Source organism: Cognataquiflexum rubidum, assembly GCF_022538115.1.
GTDB lineage: Bacteria > Bacteroidota > Bacteroidia > Cytophagales > Cyclobacteriaceae > Cognataquiflexum > Cognataquiflexum rubidum.
The window spans coordinates 16,837-40,566 of record NZ_JAKZAL010000019.1; the positions used below are offsets into that span (position 1 = coordinate 16,837).

General features: G+C 39.9%; 23 protein-coding genes. 20 read left to right on the forward strand and 3 right to left on the reverse strand.

Translation table 11 applies throughout. The features are described from left to right. Nucleotides 1–4 precede the first annotated feature (4 nt). The 15 genes from rsxC (at nt 5) to MMU05_RS17760 (ending at nt 15,242) form a co-directional block, all read left to right on the forward strand. On the forward strand, nt 5–1,357 hold the full coding sequence (gene rsxC, locus MMU05_RS17690) for an electron transport complex subunit RsxC (protein WP_241143008.1): 1,353 nt from the start codon (nt 5–7) through the stop codon (nt 1,355–1,357). Next, nucleotides 1,350–2,363: an RnfABCDGE type electron transport complex subunit D gene (locus MMU05_RS17695; protein ID WP_241143009.1), complete on the forward strand. Its 1,014-nt coding sequence runs from the start codon at nt 1,350–1,352 to the stop codon at nt 2,361–2,363. The genes rsxC and MMU05_RS17695 overlap by 8 nt, the downstream gene beginning before the upstream one ends. Next, nucleotides 2,360–3,067: an RnfABCDGE type electron transport complex subunit G gene (locus MMU05_RS17700; RefSeq protein WP_241143010.1), complete on the forward strand. Its 708-nt coding sequence runs from the start codon at nt 2,360–2,362 to the stop codon at nt 3,065–3,067. The genes MMU05_RS17695 and MMU05_RS17700 overlap by 4 nt, the downstream gene beginning before the upstream one ends. Further along, nucleotides 3,064–3,699, forward strand: coding sequence for an electron transport complex subunit RsxE (gene rsxE / locus MMU05_RS17705; RefSeq protein ID WP_241128525.1), 636 nt, complete (start codon nt 3,064–3,066; stop codon nt 3,697–3,699). The genes MMU05_RS17700 and rsxE overlap by 4 nt, the downstream gene beginning before the upstream one ends. Next, the gene (locus tag MMU05_RS17710) at nt 3,696–4,277 is read left to right on the forward strand and encodes an electron transport complex protein RnfA (protein WP_241143011.1); all 582 of its coding nucleotides are present in this window, start codon (nt 3,696–3,698) and stop codon (nt 4,275–4,277) included. The genes rsxE and MMU05_RS17710 overlap by 4 nt, the downstream gene beginning before the upstream one ends. A 203-nt stretch (nt 4,278–4,480) precedes the next feature. Further along, entirely contained in the window at nt 4,481–4,693 is a 213-nt protein-coding gene (locus MMU05_RS17715) for a hypothetical protein (RefSeq protein WP_241143012.1), read from the forward strand. Between the two features lie 447 nt (nt 4,694–5,140). Further along, nucleotides 5,141–5,998 (forward strand): ferredoxin reductase domain-containing protein, encoded by an 858-nt coding sequence (locus MMU05_RS17720; RefSeq protein WP_241143013.1) that lies wholly within the window; start codon nt 5,141–5,143, stop codon nt 5,996–5,998. A gap of 372 nt (nt 5,999–6,370) precedes the next feature. Then, on the forward strand, nt 6,371–7,234 hold the full coding sequence (locus MMU05_RS17725; protein WP_241143014.1) for an RnfABCDGE type electron transport complex subunit B: 864 nt from the start codon (nt 6,371–6,373) through the stop codon (nt 7,232–7,234). Between the two features lie 604 nt (nt 7,235–7,838). After that, nucleotides 7,839–8,948 (forward strand): FG-GAP repeat domain-containing protein, encoded by a 1,110-nt coding sequence (locus MMU05_RS17730; protein ID WP_241143015.1) that lies wholly within the window; start codon nt 7,839–7,841, stop codon nt 8,946–8,948. A 380-nt stretch (nt 8,949–9,328) separates the two neighbouring features. Beyond that, nucleotides 9,329–10,093 carry a hypothetical protein gene (locus MMU05_RS17735; protein WP_241143016.1) on the forward strand — a complete coding sequence of 255 codons (765 nt, stop codon included), beginning with the start codon at nt 9,329–9,331 and terminating at the stop codon, nt 10,091–10,093. Nucleotides 10,094–10,111: 18 nt separating this feature from the next. After that, entirely contained in the window at nt 10,112–10,675 is a 564-nt protein-coding gene (locus MMU05_RS17740) for a DUF4339 domain-containing protein (RefSeq protein WP_241143017.1), read from the forward strand. A 6-nt stretch (nt 10,676–10,681) separates the two neighbouring features. Continuing rightward, nucleotides 10,682–11,248: a hypothetical protein gene (locus tag MMU05_RS17745; RefSeq protein WP_241143018.1), complete on the forward strand. Its 567-nt coding sequence runs from the start codon at nt 10,682–10,684 to the stop codon at nt 11,246–11,248. Nucleotides 11,249–11,407: 159 nt separating this feature from the next. Continuing rightward, nucleotides 11,408–12,601, forward strand: a complete 1,194-nt coding sequence (locus MMU05_RS17750) for a hypothetical protein (protein ID WP_241143019.1) — start codon at nt 11,408–11,410, stop codon at nt 12,599–12,601. Between the two features lie 535 nt (nt 12,602–13,136). After that, nucleotides 13,137–14,492 (forward strand): tetratricopeptide repeat protein, encoded by a 1,356-nt coding sequence (locus MMU05_RS17755; protein WP_241143020.1) that lies wholly within the window; start codon nt 13,137–13,139, stop codon nt 14,490–14,492. A gap of 3 nt (nt 14,493–14,495) precedes the next feature. Further along, a complete protein-coding gene (locus MMU05_RS17760) occupies nt 14,496–15,242 on the forward strand; it encodes a hypothetical protein (protein ID WP_241143021.1) in 747 nt (248 codons plus the stop codon). Nucleotides 15,243–16,117: 875 nt separating this feature from the next. Here the strand turns inward: MMU05_RS17760 and MMU05_RS17765 are convergent. Further along, nucleotides 16,118–16,291 (reverse strand): hypothetical protein, encoded by a 174-nt coding sequence (locus tag MMU05_RS17765; RefSeq protein WP_241143022.1) that lies wholly within the window; start codon nt 16,289–16,291, stop codon nt 16,118–16,120. 277 nt (nt 16,292–16,568) lie between these two features. Here MMU05_RS17765 and MMU05_RS17770 point away from each other — a divergent pair, with 277 nt between their 5' ends. After that, on the forward strand, nt 16,569–17,318 hold the full coding sequence (locus MMU05_RS17770; RefSeq protein ID WP_241143023.1) for an alpha/beta hydrolase family protein: 750 nt from the start codon (nt 16,569–16,571) through the stop codon (nt 17,316–17,318). 185 nt (nt 17,319–17,503) lie between these two features. Here MMU05_RS17770 and MMU05_RS17775 read toward each other — a convergent pair whose 3' ends face one another. After that, the gene (locus MMU05_RS17775; protein WP_241143024.1) at nt 17,504–17,821 is read right to left on the reverse strand and encodes a winged helix-turn-helix transcriptional regulator; all 318 of its coding nucleotides are present in this window, start codon (nt 17,819–17,821) and stop codon (nt 17,504–17,506) included. A 360-nt stretch (nt 17,822–18,181) separates the two neighbouring features. Between MMU05_RS17775 and MMU05_RS17780 the strand changes: the two genes are divergently transcribed. After that, entirely contained in the window at nt 18,182–19,036 is an 855-nt protein-coding gene (locus MMU05_RS17780; RefSeq protein ID WP_241143025.1) for a CPBP family intramembrane glutamic endopeptidase, read from the forward strand. Between the two features lie 601 nt (nt 19,037–19,637). Continuing rightward, entirely contained in the window at nt 19,638–20,840 is a 1,203-nt protein-coding gene (locus tag MMU05_RS17785) for an esterase (RefSeq protein WP_241143026.1), read from the forward strand. A 132-nt stretch (nt 20,841–20,972) separates the two neighbouring features. Here the strand turns inward: MMU05_RS17785 and MMU05_RS17790 are convergent, their stop codons facing one another. After that, complete coding sequence (locus MMU05_RS17790) at nt 20,973–21,518, reverse strand: REP-associated tyrosine transposase (protein WP_241143027.1); 546 nt, start codon at nt 21,516–21,518, stop codon at nt 20,973–20,975. A gap of 434 nt (nt 21,519–21,952) precedes the next feature. Between MMU05_RS17790 and MMU05_RS17795 the strand changes: the two genes are divergently transcribed. Next, entirely contained in the window at nt 21,953–22,741 is a 789-nt protein-coding gene (locus MMU05_RS17795) for a hypothetical protein (protein ID WP_241143028.1), read from the forward strand. A 235-nt stretch (nt 22,742–22,976) separates the two neighbouring features. After that, nucleotides 22,977–23,576, forward strand: a complete 600-nt coding sequence (locus MMU05_RS17800; RefSeq protein WP_241143029.1) for a carboxymuconolactone decarboxylase family protein — start codon at nt 22,977–22,979, stop codon at nt 23,574–23,576. Nucleotides 23,577–23,730: the final 154 nt, after the last annotated feature.

Consider the following 23,730-nt stretch of genomic DNA (forward strand, 5'->3'; position numbering starts at 1 on the left):
TACCGTGCTGAACCTTCAATCACATACCTTCCGACACGGGGTTCATCCTCCGGAAAACAAAGAGGAGACAAATAAATTGCCCGTTCGGCAGTTTCCTTTCTCTCCTCTTATCATCCTTCCCATGCAGCAGCATATAGGAGCTCCCTCACGCATCATTGTGAAGGAAGGTCAGGAAGTGGTGAGAGGGCAACTTTTGGCGGAAGCCAATGGCTATATGTCCGTGCCGGTTCATGCTCCAGTTTCAGGAAAAATCAGAAAAATCGCCAAAGTCCCTGTCATTTCAGGACAGATGACCGAAGGGATCTACATTGAGACTTTCCATTATTCAGGTCAAGAAGTCAATGAAGGAATTCCTATTTCTCTGGATACCGCAACTCCCGAACAAATCCTCAAAGGCATCCAAGATGCCGGGATTGTGGGATTGGGAGGTGCGGCATTTCCCACCCATGTCAAACTCAAAATCCCTGAAGGGAAAGTTTGTGACTATCTGATCATCAACGGTATAGAATGCGAGCCTTACCTGACCACTGACCACCGGGTCATGCTCGAGCAGGCCAAGGATATCTTAATAGGTATCCGCTATCTGATCAAAGCCACCGGTGCCAAGCAGGTCATCATCGGCATTGAAGGAAACAAACAGGATGCTGCAGACCATTTGTCCAAACTCATTCCTGCAGACCTTCCTGTGACAGTACAAGTGGTCCCTGTCAAATATCCCCAAGGCGCCGAAAAAATGCTGATCACTTCTTTGCTCGGCAAGGAAGTTCCATCCGGAGGCTTGCCCATAGATGTCAATGCTGTCGTGGTCAATGTGGCCACCACTGCGGAGATTGGCAGATTACTGCCGCATGGTCAGGGAATCCAAGAGCGGGTGATTACGATCACCGGTCCGGGAGTGAAGAAAAAAGGCAATTACCTGATCCCCGTAGGAACGCCTTTGCGGTATGTCCTTGAGCAGGTCGGCGCAGCAGAAAACATCAGCGAAGTCTATATGGGCGGTCCGATGATGGGTGTGGCAGTCTCCAATCTGGATATTTCCATTGTCAAAGGAACATCAGGTATTGTGGTTTTTGGGGAGGACAATATCCCGAAAACAGAAAAAATATTTCCCTGCATCAAGTGCGGGGCCTGTGTGGATGCCTGTCCCATTTCCTTGAATCCATCGAAATTGGGCATTTTGGCAAAGTCAGAAGGGTATGATACCATGGCCGAGGAATTCCATTTGATGGATTGCTTCGAATGCGGCTCCTGTTCCTTTGTCTGCCCGTCCAATATCCCGCTTGTACAGTATTTCAGACTGTCCAAGGGGATTATCAGAAAACGCAACGCTGAAAAAACTGCCAAAGCCAATGTTTAGCAAAACCCTACATATCAGCACTTCTCCGCACATCCGACAAGGAATGAGTACGGATATGATCATGCGGCATGTGGTTTATGCCATGATGCCTCTTGTGATATTTGCAGTGGTTTCTTTCGGGATAAATGCCCTGTTGGTGATCGTTACCGCAGTCGCCTCAAGCGTCCTGACAGAACATGCCCTTTGCCGTTGGTCAGGAAAATCATCAACTGTTTCGGATTGGTCGGCAGTCATCACAGGCATTTTGCTGGGACTGACTTTGCCACCGATCTTTCCGCTTTGGATGACATTCCTCGGGGGGGTCGTTTCGATCGCGATCGGAAAATTTGTCTTTGGAGGATTGGGCAGCAATGCCTTCAATCCGGCTTTGGTCGGCAGGGCTTTTTTACAAGCTGCATTTCCTGTCGCCATCACGACCTGGCATCCCTCCTTTTTGGAAGGAAGATTTTACAGCATTTCAAAGTCAGTAGCCGCCTTCCCGTTTTCCACCCCTGTGGTAGATGGGATTTCGGGAGCTACTCCCCTATCAGCATTCAAGTTTGACAAAGTCACGGCAGATACAGCAGACCTTGCTTTTGGATTTATCAGCGGCTCCACGGGAGAAACTTCCGCTGTATTGATCATTCTAGGAGGAATCTATTTGGCAGTAAGGAAAATGATGAACTGGAGAATTCCCGTCGCCATCCTTACTACCGTTTTTGTCCTGAGTTGGATCTTACATATCATTGACAATCAAGTCTATCCCTCCCCTGAATTCATGCTCTTTTCCGGTGGATTGATGTTGGGGGCGGTCTTTATGGCTACGGATATGGTCGGTTCGCCGATCACGCCAAGAGGTGTGGTGGTGTATGGCGCATTTATCGGACTGATAGTCGTCGTGATACGGATCTGGGGAGGACTTCCCGAGGGGGTGATGTATGCCATCCTATTGGGAAATGCACTTACGCCACACATTGACAACCTGATCAGACCGCGGGTTTACGGTACCAAAAAGACCAAATCATGAGCGCAGACAAAACCATCTCGACCCAACCCAACACCACCGCAAGCAGCAAGAAAATGCTGATTGCCATGGTAGGCATTGGCGTTATCTGCGCTTTGCTGATTGTCTTGAGTTATGAAGGCACCAAAGAAAGGATCGAAATCCTCAAAGCCGAAGCACTCGAAAAAGCAGTATTTAAAGTTGTCCCCGGCATCTCCAAAACAAGGATTTTTGAACTGACAGCAGAGGGAACTTTCGTGCCCTCAGATGGAAAAGACAGAAGCAAGACGCTTGTCTATGCAGGATATGACGATACGGATGCCTTCAAAGGTATCGCCATCGAAGCAAGCGGACAGGGTTATGCAGACATCCTTCGGATCTTGTATGGCTATGACCCCGAGACTCAAACTGTGGTAGGATTTTATGTCTTGGAAAGCAAAGAAACCCCTGGATTGGGAGACAAAATCGAAAAGAATGATGACTTCCTCGCCAATTTCAAAGCATTGACTGTGGCACTGACAGAAGATTTGACTCAGATCCAAAATCCTGTAGTCCCAGTAAAAGAAGGTAAAAAAGTCAATCCTTGGGAAGTCGATGGCATCACGGGTGCCACCATTTCATCACGAGCTATCGGCAACATCATCGGTGAAAGTTCGGCAAGGATAGTTCCCTTGATTTACAGCCAAAAAGAAACTTTCAAATCGGCACCAAACCCCGAATCCAAATGACACCAACAAAAACCACCGACTTGAAAGCAGGACCAAGCTCCACAGATGAATTCATCAAAGGGCTGTGGCGTGAAAATCCTGTCTTTGTGCAGGTATTGGGGATGTGTCCGGTTTTGGCAGTATCCAACTCCGCCATCAACGCCCTTGCAATGGGATTGGCAACGGCTTTTGTACTGATCATGTCCAATATATTGGTTTCTTCGCTCCGCAATTTTATCCCGAAGCAAGTCCGCATAGCTTCCTATATCCTGATCATTGCCACTTTCGTCACCATGGTGGATTATGCGATCCAAGCCATCAGTGTGGATCTGCACAAGAATCTTGGGGCATTTATTTCCCTGATTGTGGTCAACTGCCTCATCCTGAGCCGTGCTGAAGCCTTTGCTTCCAAAAATACCATAGGAAAATCCGCCTTGGATGCCTTGGGCATGGGATTGGGTTTTGTGTTTGCCCTGTTTTGCCTCGGAGCTGTCAGGGAAATATTGGGAAATGGCAGCATCTTCGGATTCATGATTTTCCCTGAATCCTTTCAGGAATGGATCATCATGATCCTTCCGGCAGGCGGCTTTTTTACTTTAGCCCTGTGGCTTTTCCTCTTCAACAATTACAAACTTAAAAAAGCAAAAGCATGAAATCTGAATCCCTTTGGTACATATTCATCAATGCGAGTTTGATCAACAACTTCGTGCTCGCCTATTTTCTTGGCATCTGTCCCTTTCTCGGTGTTTCGGGAAAAATGGAAACTGCCACAAAAATGGGTGCTGCCGTGACCTTTGTGATGATCATCAGTTCGGTCTGTGCTTATGGCATCCATGCCCTGCTTGTAGCCATCAATGCACCTTTTCTGCAACTCATCAGCTATATCGTCGTCATTGCCGCCACAGTTCAGCTTGTTGAGATGGTCATCAAAAAAATGAGTCCGGCGCTCTTCCGTTCCTTGGGGATTTTCCTCCCTTTGATCACGACCAACTGCGCCATCTTGGCCGTAGCCCTCTTTCAGACAGCTAAAGGATACAGTTTCTTTGGCAGCCTTGCTTTCGCATTGGGTGCGGGGGTAGGTTTTACACTTGCTTTGATCCTGATGGCGGGAATCAGGGAGCAACTTGATTTTGCCGATGTGCCAAAAGTCGTCAAAGGTACCGTGATCACTTTGCTGGTTGCGGGGATATTGTCATTGACATTTATGGGATTTTCGGGATTGGGGTCTTAGGGGGAAGGAGGAAGTGGGGAAGTATGGAGGTTTGGAGGTTTGGAAGTGGGAAGTTTGGAAGTTTGACCGATGACCGATGACGGATGACTGATGAAGGAGGTAAGAGGTAAGAGGTAAAAAGTAAGAGATAAAAAGTATAAAGTAAGCAGTGTGTAGTAAATAGTAGATAGTAAAAGTAAAAAGGACAGTAAGCAATTACAAAAATGGAAACAGTCTGGAGTTTTGTGATCGGGATTTTGGGATTGGTGGGGATGATGTTGATTTGGGTTTTGGTCCAATCTTATTGGCGCAAAACCTTCAAAGACAACATCTCCGATGAAGATGTCCTCGCCGAAAGAAGAAGCTGCGGGAATTGTGGCTGTGTGAAGGTGTGTGAGAGGAAGAGTCCACAGTCGACAGTCCATGGTCCACGGTAATGCAGTGGTGAGAGGTAGGTGGTGAGAGGTTATTGGTTATTGGGTTATTGGGTTATTGGTTGATTGCAGTTTCAGTAGAAAGTTTTCAGTCCATGGTCCATAGTCCATGGTAAATTGTCCAAAGTCATGAGAAACAGTAGAAAGTAAAAAGAAATAGAATCAAAGTAAGAACCAAAAATAAATAAAGTCAACAGTCCACTGTCGACCGTCGACAAAGAGCAATTGTAAATGGATATAAAGATTAAGAATTGAAAAAATCGGGCTGTGGATTATGGACAATGGACAAATAACCATTAACCAAGAACACCTGGCTATGGATTATTAACCAATAACAAATAACCATTAACTATTTTAACAGGCTGTGGACCGTCGACTATGGACCGTGGACTATTAACCATTAACTATTATTAAGAGCAAACTGAAAAATAACTTCTAAACCATAAAAAAATGACCTACTTATCAGACCTCAATACAAAAACGCAATACAAAGCAAAGGTCAGGAAAACCAAGCGCCTGACGCCTGCCAATACAGAGGAAATCCGGGAAATCATGATTGAAGTGGAGGATCCGGGGTTCCAATGTAAGGTTGACCAAAGCTTTGGCGTACTAGTGAAGCATGACAGTGAATTTGGAAATGAATACCACCACCGCCTCTACTCTGTGGCCGATATTCCTTCCAAAGAAAACGGCAAAACACTCCTGACCATGCTGGTCAAAAGATGTTCTTATGTGGATGAGTTCAACGGGGAACTGTACCACGGCGTAGGCTCTAGCTACCTCTGTGACAGGGAAGTTGGCGATGTGATCAACGTAACGGGACCTTTTGAACTGCCATTCAAAATCCCTGAAGACAGAAACTCCAACCTGATCCTCATCGGAATGGGAACAGGCATTGCACCCTTCAGGGCATTTGTGAAGCATATCTATGCGGATGTGAAAGACTGGAAAGGAAAGATCCGCTTGTTCTATGGTGCAAAAAGCGGTTTGGAACTGCTGTACCTCAACGACAAAGACGGTGACCTGACAAGCTATTACGACGAAGCTACTTTCGAAGCCTTCAGTGCCTTGAGCCCAAGGCCGCATTGGGAAGATCCGATTTCATTGGATGCAGCGATCGAGGAAAGGGCCGAAGAGGTATTGGAAATGCTCTCCTACAGCAATACCTACATCTACATCGCAGGATATGAAAAAGTCAAAGAAAACCTCAACAAGGCTTTTATCAATATCATGGGTTCAAAGGAAAAATGGGAAAACAGAAAAGCGGAATTGATTGCAGGGAAAAAGTGGGCGGAGGTTATTTATTGAAAAAATGACCGATGACGGATGACCGATGTCAGGTGTTGCGTCATCCTGAAGGAGGAACGACTGAAGGATCTCATGTATTTTGATGAGACACTTCGCTACACCCAGTGTGACGCCCCACAATTACGTCATCCTGAATGAGGGACGAATGAAGGATCTATTTATTTTAGGATTGACTCTTCGCTACACTCAGAGTGACGGCCCCACAATTACTTCATCTTGAATCCGAAGTACAGCCTGTCCCGTATTTCGGGAAGGATGAAAGATCTCAGAATAAAAGAGACCCTTCGCTTCACTCAGGGTGACGACAACATCCGTCATCGGACATCGGTCATCCGACCACCTAATAACCATTAACAAATAACCATTCACCAAATGACCATCCTAACAGCCTTACTCGCACTCGGCGGACTGACGCTTCTCTTGGCACTGATGCTGATCGTGGCCAATACCAAACTCTATGTCTATGAGGATCCGAGGATCGATGAGGTCGAAAGCATGCTTCCCCACGCCAACTGCGGTGCCTGTGGGTATCCCGGATGCAGACCATTTGCGGAAGCCTTGGTCAAAGGAGATATGCTGCCCGGAAAATGCACCGTCAGCAGTGAGGATGGCCGAAAAGCCATCGCTTCCTACCTCGGGGTAGATGCAGGTGCGGAAGAAAAACGAGTGGCAAGATTGGCCTGTGCCGGCGGTATCAATGTCGCTGTCAACCGCGCAAAATACGAAGGGCTGTCAAGCTGCCGGGGTGCAGCACTGATTTCGGGTGGTGGCAAAGGATGTTCTTGGGGATGTCTCGGTCATGGAGACTGCGAGACGGTCTGCGATTTTGATGCGATTTCGATGAATGAATTTGGGCTACCCGTGGTCGATGAAGCCAAGTGTACCGCCTGCGGAGACTGTGTGGAAGTGTGTCCCAAGGACCTTTTTTCCCTCCATCCTATCAGCCACCGCCTTTGGGTGGCCTGCAAAAGTCAGGAAGCAGGTGACGGTGTTCTCGAAGACTGCGAAGTAGGCTGTACTGCCTGCGGCAAATGCGCCATGGATTCACCCGGCCTCATTACCATGAAGTACAATCTTCCGGTAATCAACTATTCCGGAAGACACCAAACCCAAGTTCCGATCCAACGCTGCCCTACCGGTGCCATTGTTTGGTTGGATGAAAAAGCAGGTCCCATCAAAGGTCATGAAGCCAAAAAGATTATACGGAAGGGGAAATTGAGAATGGGGGAAAGTTAGGATAATTATGAATTCAGAATTATGAATTACCGGCTCCGTCATGCTGAACCGGAGCTTGCGGAGGTGAAGCATCTCTTAATTTAAATGGAGAGACCCTTCGCTTTACTCAGGGTGACGACCAAGAGATTCACGTCATCCTGAAGGAGGTACGACTGAAGGATCTCTTTATTTTAGGAGAGACTCTTCGCTACACTCAGAGTGACGGACAGGTCAGAAGTAACTCAAGGGTAACCCAGACACGGAGTATCCTTAGCTCAGACACGGAGTATCCTTAGCTGAGATACGGAGTATGGATAAGGGAAGATGTACGGAAGGTTAACGGAAGGTATACTGAAGGATAACGTTGCAGTAGATGGGGAGAGTCGTTGGGTGGGCTTGAATGATTTTTATACTCCCCTACCGGTGCCATCGTATGGCTGGATGAAAAAGCAGGTCCCTTAAGCAAAAAAAATCATCTGTAAGGGCAAGCTGAAAATGGGAGGAATTTAGGCCCAATCCAAACTGGAAATTTTTGAGACCTTTATGTTATAAAAAATTAAAGTCTAACTTTAAAGGAATGTACATGTTGAAAACCATCTTTTTTATTTTATGCATTGTAGTAACAATGCCAAAGATCCAGGCACAGCATCACATCAAATTCCCCGATTATACTAAATCTTTACTGTTGGAGTCAAAAGTTGATACAACAGCCAATGTAAACTTTGCCGACTTTGATGGCGACGGTCATCTTGATATTCTTTTGGTAAAAGGAAGGCATTGGCCCATAATTGACATTGTTCTTCTTGGAAACGGGCGGGGTGAAATAAAAAGCGTTTATGATCTTAGTGATATAGCAGACCGTTCATATACCGGTGGTGTGGCTGATTTCAATGGGGATGGGTTTCAGGATATTGCTGTAAGCAATGATTCCCCAAACCGAAAACTGGTCTACTTCAACGATGGGAAAGGTAATTTTACAATAGGATCTGAATTTGGTCTTCCTAAATGGCCAACCCGGAATTTATCCATCGCCGATATCAACAAAGATGGATTGCCCGATATTATTTTGGCAAACAGAGGTAATTCTTCAAGCTCAAATTATATCTGCCTAAACAAAGGAAAAGGACAGTTTGATGCAGATTGTATCTCATTTGCTCCTTATCCTTCCACCACCATAACTCCTTTTGATTTGAATATTGATGGATATATTGATTTGATCGTGCCTCATCGGAACGGTGGTCAGAGTTATGTATATCTTGGAAGTTCGGATATGGCCTATTCAGACAACCAACGCATTCCATTTGGAACATCGGATGCAACAATCCGTGTAGCTGCTGCTGAAGATTTTGATGGTGATGGTATACTAGATATTGTAGCTATAGACGAAAACAAAGGAGTAACGCTCTATCTTGGTCAAGGAGGTCAAACTTTTTCTGCAGGAGTCTCTATAGCAGATTCAAAAGTCATTCCCTACGCATTAGCGGTTTCGGATATGAATAAAGATGGAAAAATTGATATCATAGTGGGACATGTAGAAGCGCCATCTACCCTATTTTTTAATGACGGGACAGCTCGAAATTTTACATCCATTCCCTTTGGTGATTCAATGGGTACAGTATATGGATTGGCAGTCGGTGATTTTAATGAAGACGGAATGCTGGATATCGCGGCTGCACGGTCAGAGGCCCCAAGCGCATTGTATTTTGGTAACATCCTATCAAAACAACGCAAATAAAGCTATAGCCAATTGGGAATTTAGGCCCAATCCAAACTGGAATTTTTATAAATCCTTATTTTTCCCAATGAATTTTTTCAATCCAAAATTTAGGTGATAGGATTGGATTTATAGGTTTTTAGTTATAAGTTTAGGGTATTGAAAAATAACAAGAAATTGTTGTTATCAGCCTAAAATGGGTAATTGTTAAAGGTGTTGAAGATTAAAAACAGCTTCAGCTTTAGCAATATCCAAAAATTCAAATCTCCAATTGATGATCTATAAAGAACAGCTAAGGTTATATCAACCCAACTATTTTGGAAGAGTATGTGCACCTTTGGATTATATATAAATAAGTTAGCGGTAATTATAACTGATGAAATAACTAAAAATAGGGGTAAATGAATACAGAAAAAACATTTGACGAAAACGGTCGTGGTTTTACACGAGTTTTTTCGACTGATAAAGTTGAACTCGTTAACCCAGTTGAATATTACAAGAACTATGAACTTGAGAAAAGAGCCATTTCTTTACGAGACCTTCTGAATGCAAAAAATCCATTTTTGACTTCACAATTAGATAACAATTTTTTTATCAAAAAGGCTGTGGAAATGTTGGCTGGTTTTTTTGAAAAGTTTGAGCAGACAAAAGTTCACAACAATTTAATACAATTACTAAAAACAACTCGTAAGAAAGACCAAGAAGCTTTACTTAGAGGAATGACATTAAATCCAGACGAATTAATGTCGCTTATTTTCAAATCATATAACGATTTCGGGTTTTTATACAGCAAATATCTATTTGAAAATTTGCCTAGTGGATTTGAGGAAAAAAAACTACCAAAACTTTTCCATATAAAGGAAGATGGGACAATTGAAAAGATAGGTGAAACGGATTTAACTGATGGAGAACTTAAGAATGTAATTGAACACAGAAAAGTGATTGTTTCTCATTTTTTTGAAAAAGGAGACTTCTGGCACTGTTTCTTTCTTACCTATAATAGTATCATTGGGAAAGAAAATTGGAAAAATGGACAAGCACATTTTCATTATATTTCCAGCTCATTTGGAATTTCAAAATCTGACTTCTTAGAAAGTATGCGGACAGGTCAATATAAGTCTACATCAATTCATATAGATTTATTAGATTATGGTAATCAAATTTAAAATTAATCAAACATAATTATGAAATATTTTTATATCAATAAAAAGGATAAGATTGGTCCCGTTTCATTAGATGAATTAAAAGACTCAACTCTAGAAAGAAATACATTAGTTTGGAGAGAAGGGTTAGATAGTTGGAGAAAAGCAGAAGAGTTTGAAGAGTTAGATGAAATATTTAATTCGATTCCGCCAGAGGTACCCACCACAACAGCAGAAAAGGTCAAAGACATTGCCTCTAATGAACTAGAAGCAAATTTTAAATTATTACTGATTGCGTTAGGATTGACTTTTGTTGCTTATATAATTATTGGTGAAATTAATAAACCCCCATATCTTTCACAGCAAGAATTAACTGAGATGAAAGAATATCTAAATCAGCAGAGAGGAAGTAGTTTTATTGCAGTGGGACGGTGGGTTGGACAATCAAAATACGATGATAATATTCCATTAGGAGCGCTTCCAAACATAAATGAAATTAGAAAAAATAGATTTGAAGAAGATGTAAATTCACAAACATTCATAGCCTTCTTTATTATACTTGGAGTATTAGTAATTGGTAGATACATATCTAAGGCAAGTGATTAAATAGTTATGGATTACAACGAATTACAAACAATTCTTCTAGGAATTCAAGTTACAGCAGACTTGAGTACAATTATTGTAAATATGCCTAAATTTAATTTGAAAGTTTCGGCAAAAGCAATTTCTGATATTCAAAGTCACCAAAATATAATAGATGATGTGCTCACAACATGTTTTTTAAGGAAGGAAGTTCTATGGCAACGATTAGATTATGAAAATTTTGATTGGAGTTACAATAGTATTGTTGACCTTCAAAAGAAATTAGATAAATATACTGAGAACCTAGTTTCTGAATCGGATGAAAAACAGTATTTTCTCTCACAATTACTTAGAATTTGGGGAACATATTGCAATGAAGCCTACAAAGAATTGTTTAGAGCCAATGGGGAGGTATCAAAATTAAATAAATCACTAAATTTCCTTAGGAAAAAGACATTCCCCATAATAATCACATTGCTTTACATTTTACCTGAACATAACTTGTTAAAAAAAGAAGGATTAGAAAAGTTAGAAAAAGGATGTAAGCATTCTAAGATAAAACTTGAACAAATTATTCCTGAGTGGAAAATAGAATAAATACCGCTAACAGCACCTAAGAAAACATGGGGCGGACAATGGTTTCCGCAAGGTTCATTCTTCGTGGCTACCTAGTCTAAACTCGACAGGTAACCGCTCCGAAATGCCCCACGTTTCTTAGCTGCGGACCGTTAGGCATTATTATGGAAATAATCAGCCATGAAGAACAAGGAACTCTTTAAACCAGAAATTTCAGAAGATAAGCTATGTGAAAAGTTTCTTTTGCTTCGGGACAATTCGAAATATTTACCAGCAAAACAGCTTATTGAGCAAACATTTAGTTTAATGGGTGACCAAGATGGGAACTTTATAAAAGACTTCCAGTCAGAAAATGGCTTCTATAATAGACTTTGGGAATTATACTTATTCAATGTATTTGTTGAGTGTAGATTTGTTATAGAAAGTGGTAACCAATATCCTGATTTTCAAATTTCCCAAAAAGAGGAAACCGTTTTTGTAGAGGCTGTAACTGCAAATTCATCACCAGAAGATTTGTTGACTGATGAATTAATTGATGAAGGAAAAAACTCAACTGATATTGAAAAAAAGGAAGAAACGCAATCTGATACTATAGACCAGTATGTAATAAGGTTAAATAGTGCACTAAGAAGTAAAAGGGATAAAGTTTATAAAGATGAAAAACGATATTGGGAATTGGACTGGGTTAAAGGAAATCCATTTGTTTTAGCAATTGAACCATGTTTTAATAAATACTCTTTCTTTTTCCCAGATTATAAGATTACTGAATTGCTTTATGGTCAAGGCTATGAAACGAAAGTTGATTCCGAAAATAGATTAATAGGGCAAAAAATTAACGTTCAAGAATACTCATATAAGTATAAAAAAACTCTTATACCGAGTGGCTTTTTCAATCAGAAAGACAGTGAAAATATAAGTGCAGTAATCTTCTCTAACCTTGGAAATATTGACAAGTTTAATAGAATGGCACTTCAATATAAACCAACTAATGAAATATTTGCGGTAAGGAGTGGTCTATGTTATAATAGTGAAGAGGACTCACTTGCAAAAGACTTTTCATATCAAGTTGGAGATGGAACACATATTGAAGATTGGAAAGAAGGAGTATCTATTTTTCATAACCCGAATGCCGAAATTAAACTAAACAGGAATTTATTTAAGGGTTGCAAACAAATATGGATTGAGGAAAATGAATTTAAAGGAGAAATTCCTGAATTCTATCCTTATAACTCAATAACAGGAACGATAAAAAAGGATGAAATTATTCACCATTTGGAGAAGGAAGAGCTTATAAAATCAACATCAGAAGATGATTTAAGAAAATTATTATCAGACGATAAACTAAACTCAATAGTATTTGGGACAAATGAATAATAACAATGCCTAACATCATATATAAAACATTGGGGGTTAAGTGTTTACTTGAAGTTTTCTACCCCATCTGAGTGTATTATAGCATCTGATGCTACAGCTGGGTGGGATTTACCTCTGACTGAAATAGTAATGTAAATAAGTTAGTCAACATTTAAACAGACAATATGAAATCTAAACTGACAATAATAACACTTTTCGTTTTTCTGACGCTTATGTTGACAGGATGTAAAGAGTGGATAAAGTTTGACTTATCTAGACTTGCGTTTGGCTTCATTTTCACTTTGGTCATTGGTATTGTAGGACTAATTATTATGGCAATAGGTGGTGGCAACAAAAGAAAATGAAGAAACTTACAAAGAGTCCAATTCTTGAAATGCTACTAATCGGTTATTTTATCGTTTCGCAAATAATGACCATTGTTTATTGGATTGAGTTCAGTAACGAGCACGAATTTTGGGAAACGGTTTTCTTGGGATTTTTTGTCGCAGAGTTTAAAGGGCTTTTTTGGATTTTACTTATTTGGTAATTTGATACTATGAAAACACGATTTATAATTTTTGCAGTACTATCAATGTTAATTTCTTGTGTAAATCCAAAAGAGAAAAGGGAAGAAGCTAATCGCTTATGGAAAGATGGGAAGTTCGATGAAGCGCTAATTGCAATAAACAAATCAATTGAATTGGAACCCGATAGCGTAAGCAATTATTCTATTCGTATTTTCATCTACGATGCCACAGGAAAATATGAAGAAGAAATTGCTGACCTTACAAAAGTTATAGAATTAAATAAAAACAGCAAATCATTAAATGCTCATCATCAAAGAGCAGTAGCCCGAATTCAGTTGGGACAATATAATAAGGCTCTCTCCGACATTGATTACTTTATTGAAAATATTAGCACAGATACGATTGGAAGCTTAGCAGAAGCTTATCTCAATAAAGCTTCAATTCTTTACAAATTAAGCGAATTTCCAAAGGCGAAAGAATTTTACAAGCTAACAATTAAGGAAAATGATGGCAAAGAAAAAGCAATCGAATCTCAAGCCCTTGTTGGTTTAGCCAATCTCACGAAGTCACCAAAAGAAGCATTAAAGTTACTGAACAAGGCTATAGAGCTCGACCAGGATAATGCAATTGCTTATGGTGTACGTGGATCTTTATTTATGGAGGTTTTGGGAAATATTAACGAGGCTTCTAAAGATTTAAGGACGGCAATTAGGCTCAATCCTCGCAATGCTATTCTCGCATTTAACATGGGACAGCTATTTGCAAATTATACCGACCAATTAGATTCAGCAGTTTTATATTATGAAAAGGCAATCAGTCTATCTCCACAATCCCCAAATAACGGTGAAATTTATATGAACCTTGCAGTTTTTAGCCTCCAAAAAGGCAACTTGGACAAAGCGTTAATAGAATTTGAAAAAGCTGAAGCAATTATTCCAGAAAGCGATTTGGTTCTATACAATTATGCCATGGCACTCTCAGATTTCGGCAAAGAAGATGAAGCGCTTTCAAAAATTTCCAAAGCCATTGCTATTAATCCTGACGAAGCTGAGTACTTCAATTTAAAAGGATCCATACTATTAGATTTGGCTTCAATGGATGATGCAGAAATTGCATTTAAAAAAGCCATCAGTATAAACCCTAGGTATGGTACGGCAAACTATAACTTAGGATATTTATTTGGACAGTTAAATGATCATACCCAATCTATTAAATATTATGATAAGGCTGTAGATCTGAACTTTGATTTGGAATCAACTCTTGTAAATAGAGCATTGCAAAAATTTAAAATTAATAGGACCTCTGACGGCTGTTCAGACTTAAAAAGAGCATATAGCCTGGGAAGAACAGATATTAAACCATTAATAGATAACCGCTGTAATTAACAGATGAAGATAATAGGAGACACAAATATTTGGTATTACATCGGAAAAGATAAAGAGCTTTTCGAAAAAACAAGGACTGAACCAATAAGCCCCACTTTTGTAAATATTTACGAACTTTCAAAATCAGACAATATTTTAAACAATGAAGAATTATCACGGCTAGCAATCCAAAAGCTTTTTGCATTTAAAACAAATGTCATTTATGAACCACCATTCATTTATATTGCTAAACTTCATAATGAAATAGAATTTGACGTAAAAAATGAAATTGGAGGATGGCTTAATTTCACCGAAAAGTTTGCTAAAGGACATTCAATAGAGGCTTCAAAAAGAGATGATTTTAAAAAAGTAATAGACGGAATTAGAGGTGATTTGAATTCAGGTGCTGAATTCTTCAACGAAGAAGCTGAAAAAATTCGCCAACGCCTAAAAGACAAAACGGAACACAAAAGAACAGATACTTTTCTATTAACAAGTGGTTTTATCAATTTCATTGTAGAAACAACAACTGCCAAGAAATGTAACTTAGATGGTTTCAACATAGATAAAATTGAGTTGCTAATCAGGACTCTTGACTATTTTTTCAAAACCCTTGAAACAAGTAGAATGAAAATTATGGGTAATGATTGGTTCGACTTTTCAATATTAGCATACATCCAGCCTGGCGACAAATATTGGACTTTTGATAAAAAGTGGCTAACACTAATTAAAGATGCAGGATGTGAAGATTATTTATATAAAAATAAATAGAAACGTTACCTAGTCAAATAGACAGCCGGGAGCTATAAGCCCGAAGTACGCCTGCACCACCGCGCATAATTTTCACACCAATGCAATTATAGGCGAGGGCCTTCTTTCCTAAACTGCATTTCGACCCCTCGCAAAAATGTCAAATGGGACCATTTCTTAACTCTCGATCTAAGTTCACAGGATTGTAAGTTGCGTTTGAGGTAATTTAAAAGCAGTGACAGTTGACCTTCCTTCGCCCATTTAGAAGGAAATCGTTCGATTTTTTTAATTTATTTCAAATTCAGTGTTTTGCAATTACAACTCTCCTAGGCGTAGTATACCGATTGATGGTGGGACTGGGTGGATTCCGTACAGCAGTGAGAAGTAATTCCACCCTTATTTTTTCGATTAACGATAATAGAAGGCTTTTTTATTTTCTTCAAAGGCCAATAAACAAAAATTACATATTGAAGAATTGGATTGCACCCTGAAAGTTATAAAGGAAAAATAATGATTGTAGATTTTACCTACAACTTCGGGGTATACAGGATTCCGTACAAACATCGCATATAAAATACATCCCAATTCTTGCATACCGTTCTCTTTCAAATTTGAATGCATCTGAGAAATGGTAACATTTGTTGGCATAGCATTCTTTAGCTTCAAATTCTTCCATTATTATTTTGACCACAACCTCAGGTTTTGTGCCTTCCCAAGCTAATTCAATAATCCTGTCATGAATAAGTTTAGGAACATCAAAATTCCTCCACTCTTTCTGAATCTGGTTCATTGCATCTTGGTAATCTTTTTTTGTGAATTTGGCCATATGTCAAAAATAACTAATCGACCTTAAAATTCAATTCTTCTACACAGGGTAATAAAGGAAGTGATGGTATTTAGATTGGATTCCGTACAGCTTCGGAAGTAATTCCACCCATCTCTTTTTTACCATCTCCATTCCTCAACTCCTTCAAAATTTCCAACAGAAGTCTCAAAATAGTAACAGGTATTGTCCATTCCCTGCAAATGACGGGTAAATGACGGGTAAAAGCGGCATCATTTGATTTCATACCGCTCGTTAAACGTGTAACATTGCGATGAGAACAAATTGGTTTGCAACTTCCGGAAAATGGCAGACGACTGACAACATTCCACCAGAAACAACCTATGGATAGCCTTGCCGGCAGGGGCCATTTCTATCGCATCATCAAATTCTCTCCATTGTATCCTTTTAAATAAATCTGATTTATGAAAATGAAAATAGCAGGTGTAATCATTTTGCTTATAATAGCCACTTTTCTCTTTTTGGGTTCACGCACACCCAGCTTATCCGATAATCACGGAAAAATGGATACCCACCTATTTTTGGGTGAAGGTGCCAACCAACCTCTGATCGTTGCCTTTGGTGGAGGCTCTGGAGGAAACGACTGGGAACGAAATTATTTAAAGGGTAAACGTGATTCTTTACTTTCACAGGGTTTTGCTGTACTGGCAATTGGATATTTTAATACAGAAAACTCCCCCGAATCATTGGACCGCATTTCACTCAATGCTATTGCAGATACGATTATGAGTATTGCCGGACGTACAGCACAACTTGACACGGGCCGCATCATATTGATGGGTGCTTCCAAAGGAGGCGAATTGGTGTTGAATCTTGCCAGTCGGTACCCTCGCTTCAAAGGCGTGATTGCACTTTCAACTTCCAATGTAAGTTTTCCCGCCCATACTGTATCGGCAAATACGTCCTCGTGGATGTACAATGGCAAGGAAGTAAATTATGTACCTGCTCAGTTCAAAACAATATGGCCTGCTTTAAGGGGAGATTTACATGGCGCTTTTTCAATGATGTTAGAAGACACAGAGGCAGTTCCACAAGCTGAAATTGAAGTCGAGAAAATCAACGGACCGATTCTGATTATTTCTGCTGATCAGGATGAGCAATGGCCTGCGACACAAATGTCGGAACACCTGGCGGAGCGAATGGAGCGAAAAAACTTTGGACACCCAATTGAGCATATTATAGTAAAGGGTGCACACATCGAGCCACTCCATCACTTTGATAAAGTATATGCCTTTCTGGAAAAGATAAAGTAGATGACTATCAGACTATGAAAAGAATACTACTTCCTGTTTTAATTACCATGCTGCTAATGTTCTCCTAGGTGTAGAATTACGATTGATGGTGGGATTGGGTGGATTCCGTACAGCTTCGGAAGTAATTACACCCAAACTGCTGGACGTAAGCGGTCATTGCAAAAACTGCCTCCGATTTGTAAGTTTCAATTTGCTGACATTTGTTTCTCACCCCAACTTCGCAAGTAACTGATAAGGGGAATCAATTCTTTTCCTGTATCGGTAAGTGAATATTCAACTTTCGGTGGAACTTCTAAATAAACTTTTCTAACAATTAATCCATCGGCTTCCAATTCTTTTAGCGTTTGGGTCAGCATTTTGGGAGTGATACCTATCACGGCCCGGTTTAATTCTCCGTATCGCAAAACACCCTCTCTCAATACCCATAAGATTCGCCCTTTGTATTTACCACCTACTCGCTGAAAGGCATAATCCACAGCACAATGAACCTTTTTATTTTTCATTTATTAAACATTTTAAATAATTGATAATCAACATTACTATCAAATAAGTATGTAGGATACTTTATAGTATGTACTTGCTGCAAAGGTATTGGATACTTTTATTTGCAAAAACTTTAAATAATAAATTAATATGGTTATACGCTTTTATACCAGTAGCCAAATATCATTTTTCTCCACCTCGGCAAGCTCGGTGAACGGATATCGTGAGATCAGAGGGGGGTGGTAGAAATGCGGCTTTGCCGCATTTCTACCACCCCCCTTCAATATCAATAAATTCCGGTGGTCGAGCCTGCCGAGACCATTCTGTAAGTAATCCTATACTGGTAAGAAGGCGGATACACCTATAAATTAAAATAAGTAATGAATGTAACTATCAAGAGAGTGCTTTATTTTCCAATAACAAAAATCATTATAGGAATTGTTGTTTGCTTTGCACTTTTTGTAAGTATTCAAAACTTTGTATTAAAACCATTTTTTTATAGCATCATTCAAGATAAAAATATTGCTAAACCAATTATTCACTGTGTTTCTATCTTAGTCTTATTGGGCAGCTATTTCTTTTTGTTCCGATTATATGATAAAAGAAAAATAACAGAACTATCCCTAAAAAATTTACCCAAAGAAATGTTTGGTGGTTTTCTATTCGGGTTTTTGACAATTTCATTATCTGTTTTCATTTTATACTTATTGGGGTATTATCAGGTTATAAGCATTACGACAACAAACTACCCGGTAAAATTATTCACGACGTTATTAGTAGCTGCTTTAATTGAAGACCTGTTACATAGGGGCCTCATCGTAAGGGAGATGGAAAATTGGTTAGGAACCAACGCAGCCATTGTCATTGGAATGGTGGTCGAACTTCAGCACATATTTAATCCCCATTCCAACCTATTTAGTTTTTTTTATTATTTGATTTGGGGGTTTTCTATGGCAATGATGTTTATTTATACTAAGAGAATATGGCTACCCTATTTCTTTCATATAGGCTGGAATTTTGCACAACCTTTTTATGGCTCCAATCTCACAGGCCTAGATGACATGGGCAGTATCATTCAATCTGAATTTAATGGACCTGAAATATTAACAGGTGGTGCTGTAGGTATTGAAGATTCGATTTTTACAGCATTATTTTTACTGTTTATTGGTATATCGCTTTATTATCTTGCCAAAAAAGAGGGCAAAATTTTAGAAAGCAAACTGTTTAAAAGATGAATCCCCCCCAATGTGGAGAATAACGATTGATTTTGGACTGGGTGGGATTATTTCCAAACGCCTTGTCCTACCCTTTTATCTTCCCTTCCACGATAGCTATCGGGATGCAATTGGACTTTCCATCCAAATGCTCTAAAAAAAATAATTCAAGATCATTTGAATTACAAATTCAAAAAAATATGAAGGCGTAATTTCAAATTACGCCTAGCTCCATCGCCATCCACCAACTATACATAGTCAAAGACCTGATGCTTCAACTGGGTGGAATTTGCCTACCCTGCAACTGGCCCAAGGCTAATTCCGATAGCTATCGGAACCAAAGGGATCATTTCCAAACGCCTTGTCCTACCCTTTTATCTTCCTATCCACAATAGCCATCGGGATATAATTGGATTGTCCTTACTACACATTCCTGACTTTTTTAGGCAAACATAATACTGCAAATCGTCAAATTGGACAAGGCGGTAATCTGTAGAAGGCCAAAAGAATCTGTATTTTTACCTATTGGAATCCCACGCTCCCAATAACCTAATACCTTTTACTGAGCGAAATCGAAGTAAGCAATATCCTCCTCCTCTTCAAATAACAAACCCAATTGACCATGAACCCGAAATTCAAGAAAATCATTGCTTTTGAACTAGTCGTATTGCTGTTGGTCTTACTGTGCCATATTACTTTTGGGCAGCAGGCTAATGTCAACCTGGATTACAATCCACAGAAAGACACCGAGGGACTGATTCCTTTCAGTGCACCGCTCAACTCACCGGAGGTCCATGAGGACAGGACGGTAACTTTCAGGTTGAAAGCCCCCAAAGCACAGGAAGTCAAATTGGCCGGAGTGGCATTGCTTACCGGTTTGGGAAAGGGAAATGAACAGATTCCATTTACCAAAGGAGAAGACGGGATCTGGACTTTGACGGTTGGTCCCTTGAGACCCAATATGTATGCCTATCACCTGAATATAGACGGTGTGCAGGTGGCTGATCCCAACAATACTTATGCGGCCTTTACAGCCATGCCTCCGTACAGTCAGTTGGTCGTGCACGGAGATGGGCCTGCCTACTACGATGCCAAGGATGTCCCCCATGGTAATGTCACGCGGCATGTCTATCATTCGACAGTGACCCAAGGTGAGCGTGAGATGTACGTGTACACGCCACCGGGATATGATCCGAACAAGAAATATCCGGTTTTGTATCTTTTGGGTGGCAGTGGTGAGTTGCCTTCCAACTGGATCTATGACGACAGGGTAAATTTTATAATGGACAATCTTTTGGCAGAAGGAAAAGCCAAACCCATGATCATTGCCATTCCAAACAATCAGATTATTCACCGAAATCATCCCAATCACACTGAGTTGACTTTTGATATCTTCGAAAAGGAAATGAGAGCCCATGTCATTCCTTTGGTGGATAAAAGCTACAGCACGATCCAGACTCCCCATGGCAGGGCGATTTCAGGCTTGTCCATGGGAGGCCGGCACAGCATGTTTGTTGGTTTGGGTTCATTGGACCTGTTCGCCAATTTCGGCATTCTGAGTGCCGGAGATAATGATGCGGAAAAAACCTTAAGCGATTTTCTCAATGATCCCAAGGCTAATGACAAAGTGGATTATTTGTTTGTCGGACAGGGAACAGAGGAAGCAAAAGGAAATTTTGGCAAACGGGTAAAAGGATTGACCGATGCGCTAGATAACCACAAGATCAAGTATGAATATTATGTCGGTGGATATGGTGGTCATGATTGGTCTACCTGGAGGCATTTGCTTCATGAGAGGTTTCTGCCTAATCTTTGGAGGAAATAGGTTTTGCACCGGATTAGCCTCATCAAAGGAATTACCCTGCTGGGTGTAGTATAACGATTAATGGTGGGACTGGGTGTAATTTGCAATTACACCCTTTTATCCTTCCAATTTGCAATTGGAATACAACCAAACTCACCAATAGTCTACTTCAATCACTCCTTTCATTCCTGAATAATTTCTCGCACTGGAATATAAATAATCTTCAGGATTCTCTACTATACCGGATCTTACAGGGTTTTCATGGATATAGTTCATCTTACTTTCTATCATCTCATGGCGGAAAAGTTCCACAGCATGATTCTCGTGTGTCCAAAACTGCATGTCTCCCGATCTTTTATTTGAATTAGCATGATAGGCAAAAATCATTTTAAGCCATTCCTTTCTGCTTTCCTGTGGGTTTTCCAAAATAAGACTTAGTAATTTCTTACTTGTGAATTTTTTAAAATCTCGTACCCATTCTGAAAGTTTGCCGTCTTTCTGCTGTACTACCAAATGAATATGATTGGTCATGATTACATACCCAAATAAATACAGTCCTTTTTCTTTTCTGCAATATGTCAGATTTTCAAGAATAAGATCCCTGTATACTTTTCTGGAAAAAACATCAGCCCAACCTACAACCTGAAAGGTCAAAAAGTAAGGCATTTCCTGATCCCTAATCTGATATGATTCACCCATAACTAAAAATATTATCAAAAAATATGAATTACAAATTCAAAATCATAAGAAGGCGTAGTTACAAACTACGCCTAGCGCCAGATTTGCCTAACCTACACCTGGCCCAAAACAAATTCCGATAACTGCCGGAACCAAAGGCATCATTTCCAAACGCCTTGTCCTACCCTTTTATCCTTCCATCCACGATAGTAATCGGGATGCAATTGGACTGTCCATCCAAATGCTCTAAAAAAATGATAATTCCTGATCATTTGAATTACATCCCGACAGCTGTACGGGATCAAGACCATAAGAAGGCGTAATTTCATCCCGACAATTGTCGCGGATACGCCTAGCGCTATCCCAATCCATCTTTGACTTAAAAAGACACAGATCAGTTATTATTTTTTTTCATAAATATTGTAACTTTTATAGTCAAATATAAAAATCAGCATATGAAACTAAATTCAAATGTTAGAATCTACTTAATTCTTTTCTTCTTTGTAATTTTGGGCTATGTATTCATGATAGTCCCAGATCTTTTTCTTCCACCACCCAGCGAAGGTGAGTTGAGCATGAAATTTAGTTTTATTTTTCAATTCTCTGTACTTACACTCATTCTAATTACCAATTTTGTAACAGCCTATAAATTCAAGTTAAAAAAAGAACTAACGGAGTTTTGGTCAATAAAAAAAATAAGCCATTTCCCTATAGGTATATTGGTCGGGGTTTCTGTCATGTCTGTGCCCATTATATTTGGCATACTTTCAGGCAAAGCCGCTTGGAGTGATTTAAAATTTGTTTATGATTTAAGCGGGTTAGAACCTATTGCAATTATTTTTACATTGATTATTACACTTTGGGAAGAATTATGGTATAGAGGAATTTTTCTAAACTATGCCAAAAGATATTTATCTATTATACAAATCAGCCTCTTTATGGGGCTTCTTTTCATGATATCCTATTCCCTTTATTCGAAAGGAAATTTCTTGATGGTGTCACCAAATTTTTTACTCTTGGGAATACTATTTATCCTTATGTACTTCTATTTCAAAACCAATTGGTTAACATATGGAATGATGCTGGGTATCAATATAGCCACAGCAAGTTCACCGTTTGAAAATGATTGGTTGATTGGGAGATTTGGGCTCCTATCAGCATTGCTGTGGGGAATCCTTCTTCTTTGGATTATCAAAAAATATGATGGGAATTTAAATAAAAAGCCCCTCCTAGATGTATCATAGCATCTGATGCTCGGGCTGGGTGGATGCCGATAGCTATCGGCATGTAATCCCCCCCTTTTATCCTTACCATCCACGATAGCAATTGGACCTTCCATCTAAATGATCTAAAAAAAGATAGAAATTTATTGAATTATAAATTCAAGATTATAAAAAGGCGTAATTTCAAATTACGCCTAGCGCGGGTTTTTGAGACAAAATGACCTTGTTTGCTTTTTTATAAATTCAAATTCTAAATATGAAAAGACCATTAGTACTCCCATCTACAGAAAAAGAAGACAAGGATTTCCAGGAATTGATCCGGTTTTTTAATGAAACATTGGGGTTTTGCCCCAACAGTGTGAAAACGATGTATCACCGACCTTCCATTGCCTACGCTTTCATTGCTCTCAACAAAGCCGTGATGGAGAATAAAGGCAGGGTGACAAGTTCCCTGAAAAGACTGATCGGATACATCAGCAGCAATGTGGCAGGATGCAGGTACTGTCAGGCCCATACCATCAGGGCTGCGGAGCGGTATGGGGCAGATGAAGAAAAACTGACTAACATCTGGGAGTTTAGGACACATCCTGCGTTTTCGGAAGCAGAAAGGGTGGCATTGGAATTTGCATTTGCAAGTTCGGTCATACCAAATGCAGTGGATGATGCTGTTGCCGAAAAACTCAGGTTATATTGGGATGAAGGAGAAATTGTGGAAATTCTTGGGGTGATAGCGCTTTTTGGATTTTTGAACCGATGGAATGATTCTATGGGTACCGAACTTGAAAAGGAGGCTATTGAATCGGGTGATAAGCATTTAAAGGAGAATGGCTGGACTGTGGGGAAGCATCAATATTGAAAAAGTATCCGCAATGTTGCACGTTGGGCTTGAGGGACTTTATCGGTTGCGGATACTTGTCCACGGACGACAGTCCACTGTCCACAGAACCGCCAACCGTTCCCTGACCATTATTTAGTCTGGCTAGGTGCAATGAAGCGGATATACACAAAAA

Excerpts from the sequence above, each read along its gene's own strand:
- MMU05_RS17695 (WP_241143009.1), top strand. The coding sequence starts at position 1,350 with ATGTTTAGCAAAACCCTACATATCAGCACTTCTCCGCACATCCGACAA.
- MMU05_RS17700 (WP_241143010.1), top strand. The coding sequence starts at position 2,360 with ATGAGCGCAGACAAAACCATCTCGACCCAACCCAACACCACCGCAAGC.
- rsxE (WP_241128525.1), top strand. The coding sequence starts at position 3,064 with ATGACACCAACAAAAACCACCGACTTGAAAGCAGGACCAAGCTCCACA.
- MMU05_RS17710 (WP_241143011.1), top strand. The coding sequence starts at position 3,696 with ATGAAATCTGAATCCCTTTGGTACATATTCATCAATGCGAGTTTGATC.
- MMU05_RS17715 (WP_241143012.1), top strand. The coding sequence starts at position 4,481 with ATGGAAACAGTCTGGAGTTTTGTGATCGGGATTTTGGGATTGGTGGGG.
- MMU05_RS17720 (WP_241143013.1), top strand. The coding sequence starts at position 5,141 with ATGACCTACTTATCAGACCTCAATACAAAAACGCAATACAAAGCAAAG.
- MMU05_RS17725 (WP_241143014.1), top strand. The coding sequence starts at position 6,371 with ATGACCATCCTAACAGCCTTACTCGCACTCGGCGGACTGACGCTTCTC.
- MMU05_RS17730 (WP_241143015.1), top strand. The coding sequence starts at position 7,839 with ATGCCAAAGATCCAGGCACAGCATCACATCAAATTCCCCGATTATACT.
- MMU05_RS17735 (WP_241143016.1), top strand. The coding sequence starts at position 9,329 with ATGAATACAGAAAAAACATTTGACGAAAACGGTCGTGGTTTTACACGA.
- MMU05_RS17740 (WP_241143017.1), top strand. The coding sequence starts at position 10,112 with ATGAAATATTTTTATATCAATAAAAAGGATAAGATTGGTCCCGTTTCA.
- MMU05_RS17745 (WP_241143018.1), top strand. The coding sequence starts at position 10,682 with ATGGATTACAACGAATTACAAACAATTCTTCTAGGAATTCAAGTTACA.
- MMU05_RS17750 (WP_241143019.1), top strand. The coding sequence starts at position 11,408 with ATGAAGAACAAGGAACTCTTTAAACCAGAAATTTCAGAAGATAAGCTA.
- MMU05_RS17755 (WP_241143020.1), top strand. The coding sequence starts at position 13,137 with ATGAAAACACGATTTATAATTTTTGCAGTACTATCAATGTTAATTTCT.
- MMU05_RS17760 (WP_241143021.1), top strand. The coding sequence starts at position 14,496 with ATGAAGATAATAGGAGACACAAATATTTGGTATTACATCGGAAAAGAT.
- MMU05_RS17765 (WP_241143022.1), bottom strand. The coding sequence starts at position 16,291 with ATGAAATCAAATGATGCCGCTTTTACCCGTCATTTACCCGTCATTTGC.
- MMU05_RS17770 (WP_241143023.1), top strand. The coding sequence starts at position 16,569 with ATGGATACCCACCTATTTTTGGGTGAAGGTGCCAACCAACCTCTGATC.
- MMU05_RS17775 (WP_241143024.1), bottom strand. The coding sequence starts at position 17,821 with ATGAAAAATAAAAAGGTTCATTGTGCTGTGGATTATGCCTTTCAGCGA.
- MMU05_RS17780 (WP_241143025.1), top strand. The coding sequence starts at position 18,182 with ATGAATGTAACTATCAAGAGAGTGCTTTATTTTCCAATAACAAAAATC.
- MMU05_RS17785 (WP_241143026.1), top strand. The coding sequence starts at position 19,638 with ATGAACCCGAAATTCAAGAAAATCATTGCTTTTGAACTAGTCGTATTG.
- MMU05_RS17790 (WP_241143027.1), bottom strand. The coding sequence starts at position 21,518 with ATGGGTGAATCATATCAGATTAGGGATCAGGAAATGCCTTACTTTTTG.
- MMU05_RS17795 (WP_241143028.1), top strand. The coding sequence starts at position 21,953 with ATGAAACTAAATTCAAATGTTAGAATCTACTTAATTCTTTTCTTCTTT.
- MMU05_RS17800 (WP_241143029.1), top strand. The coding sequence starts at position 22,977 with ATGAAAAGACCATTAGTACTCCCATCTACAGAAAAAGAAGACAAGGAT.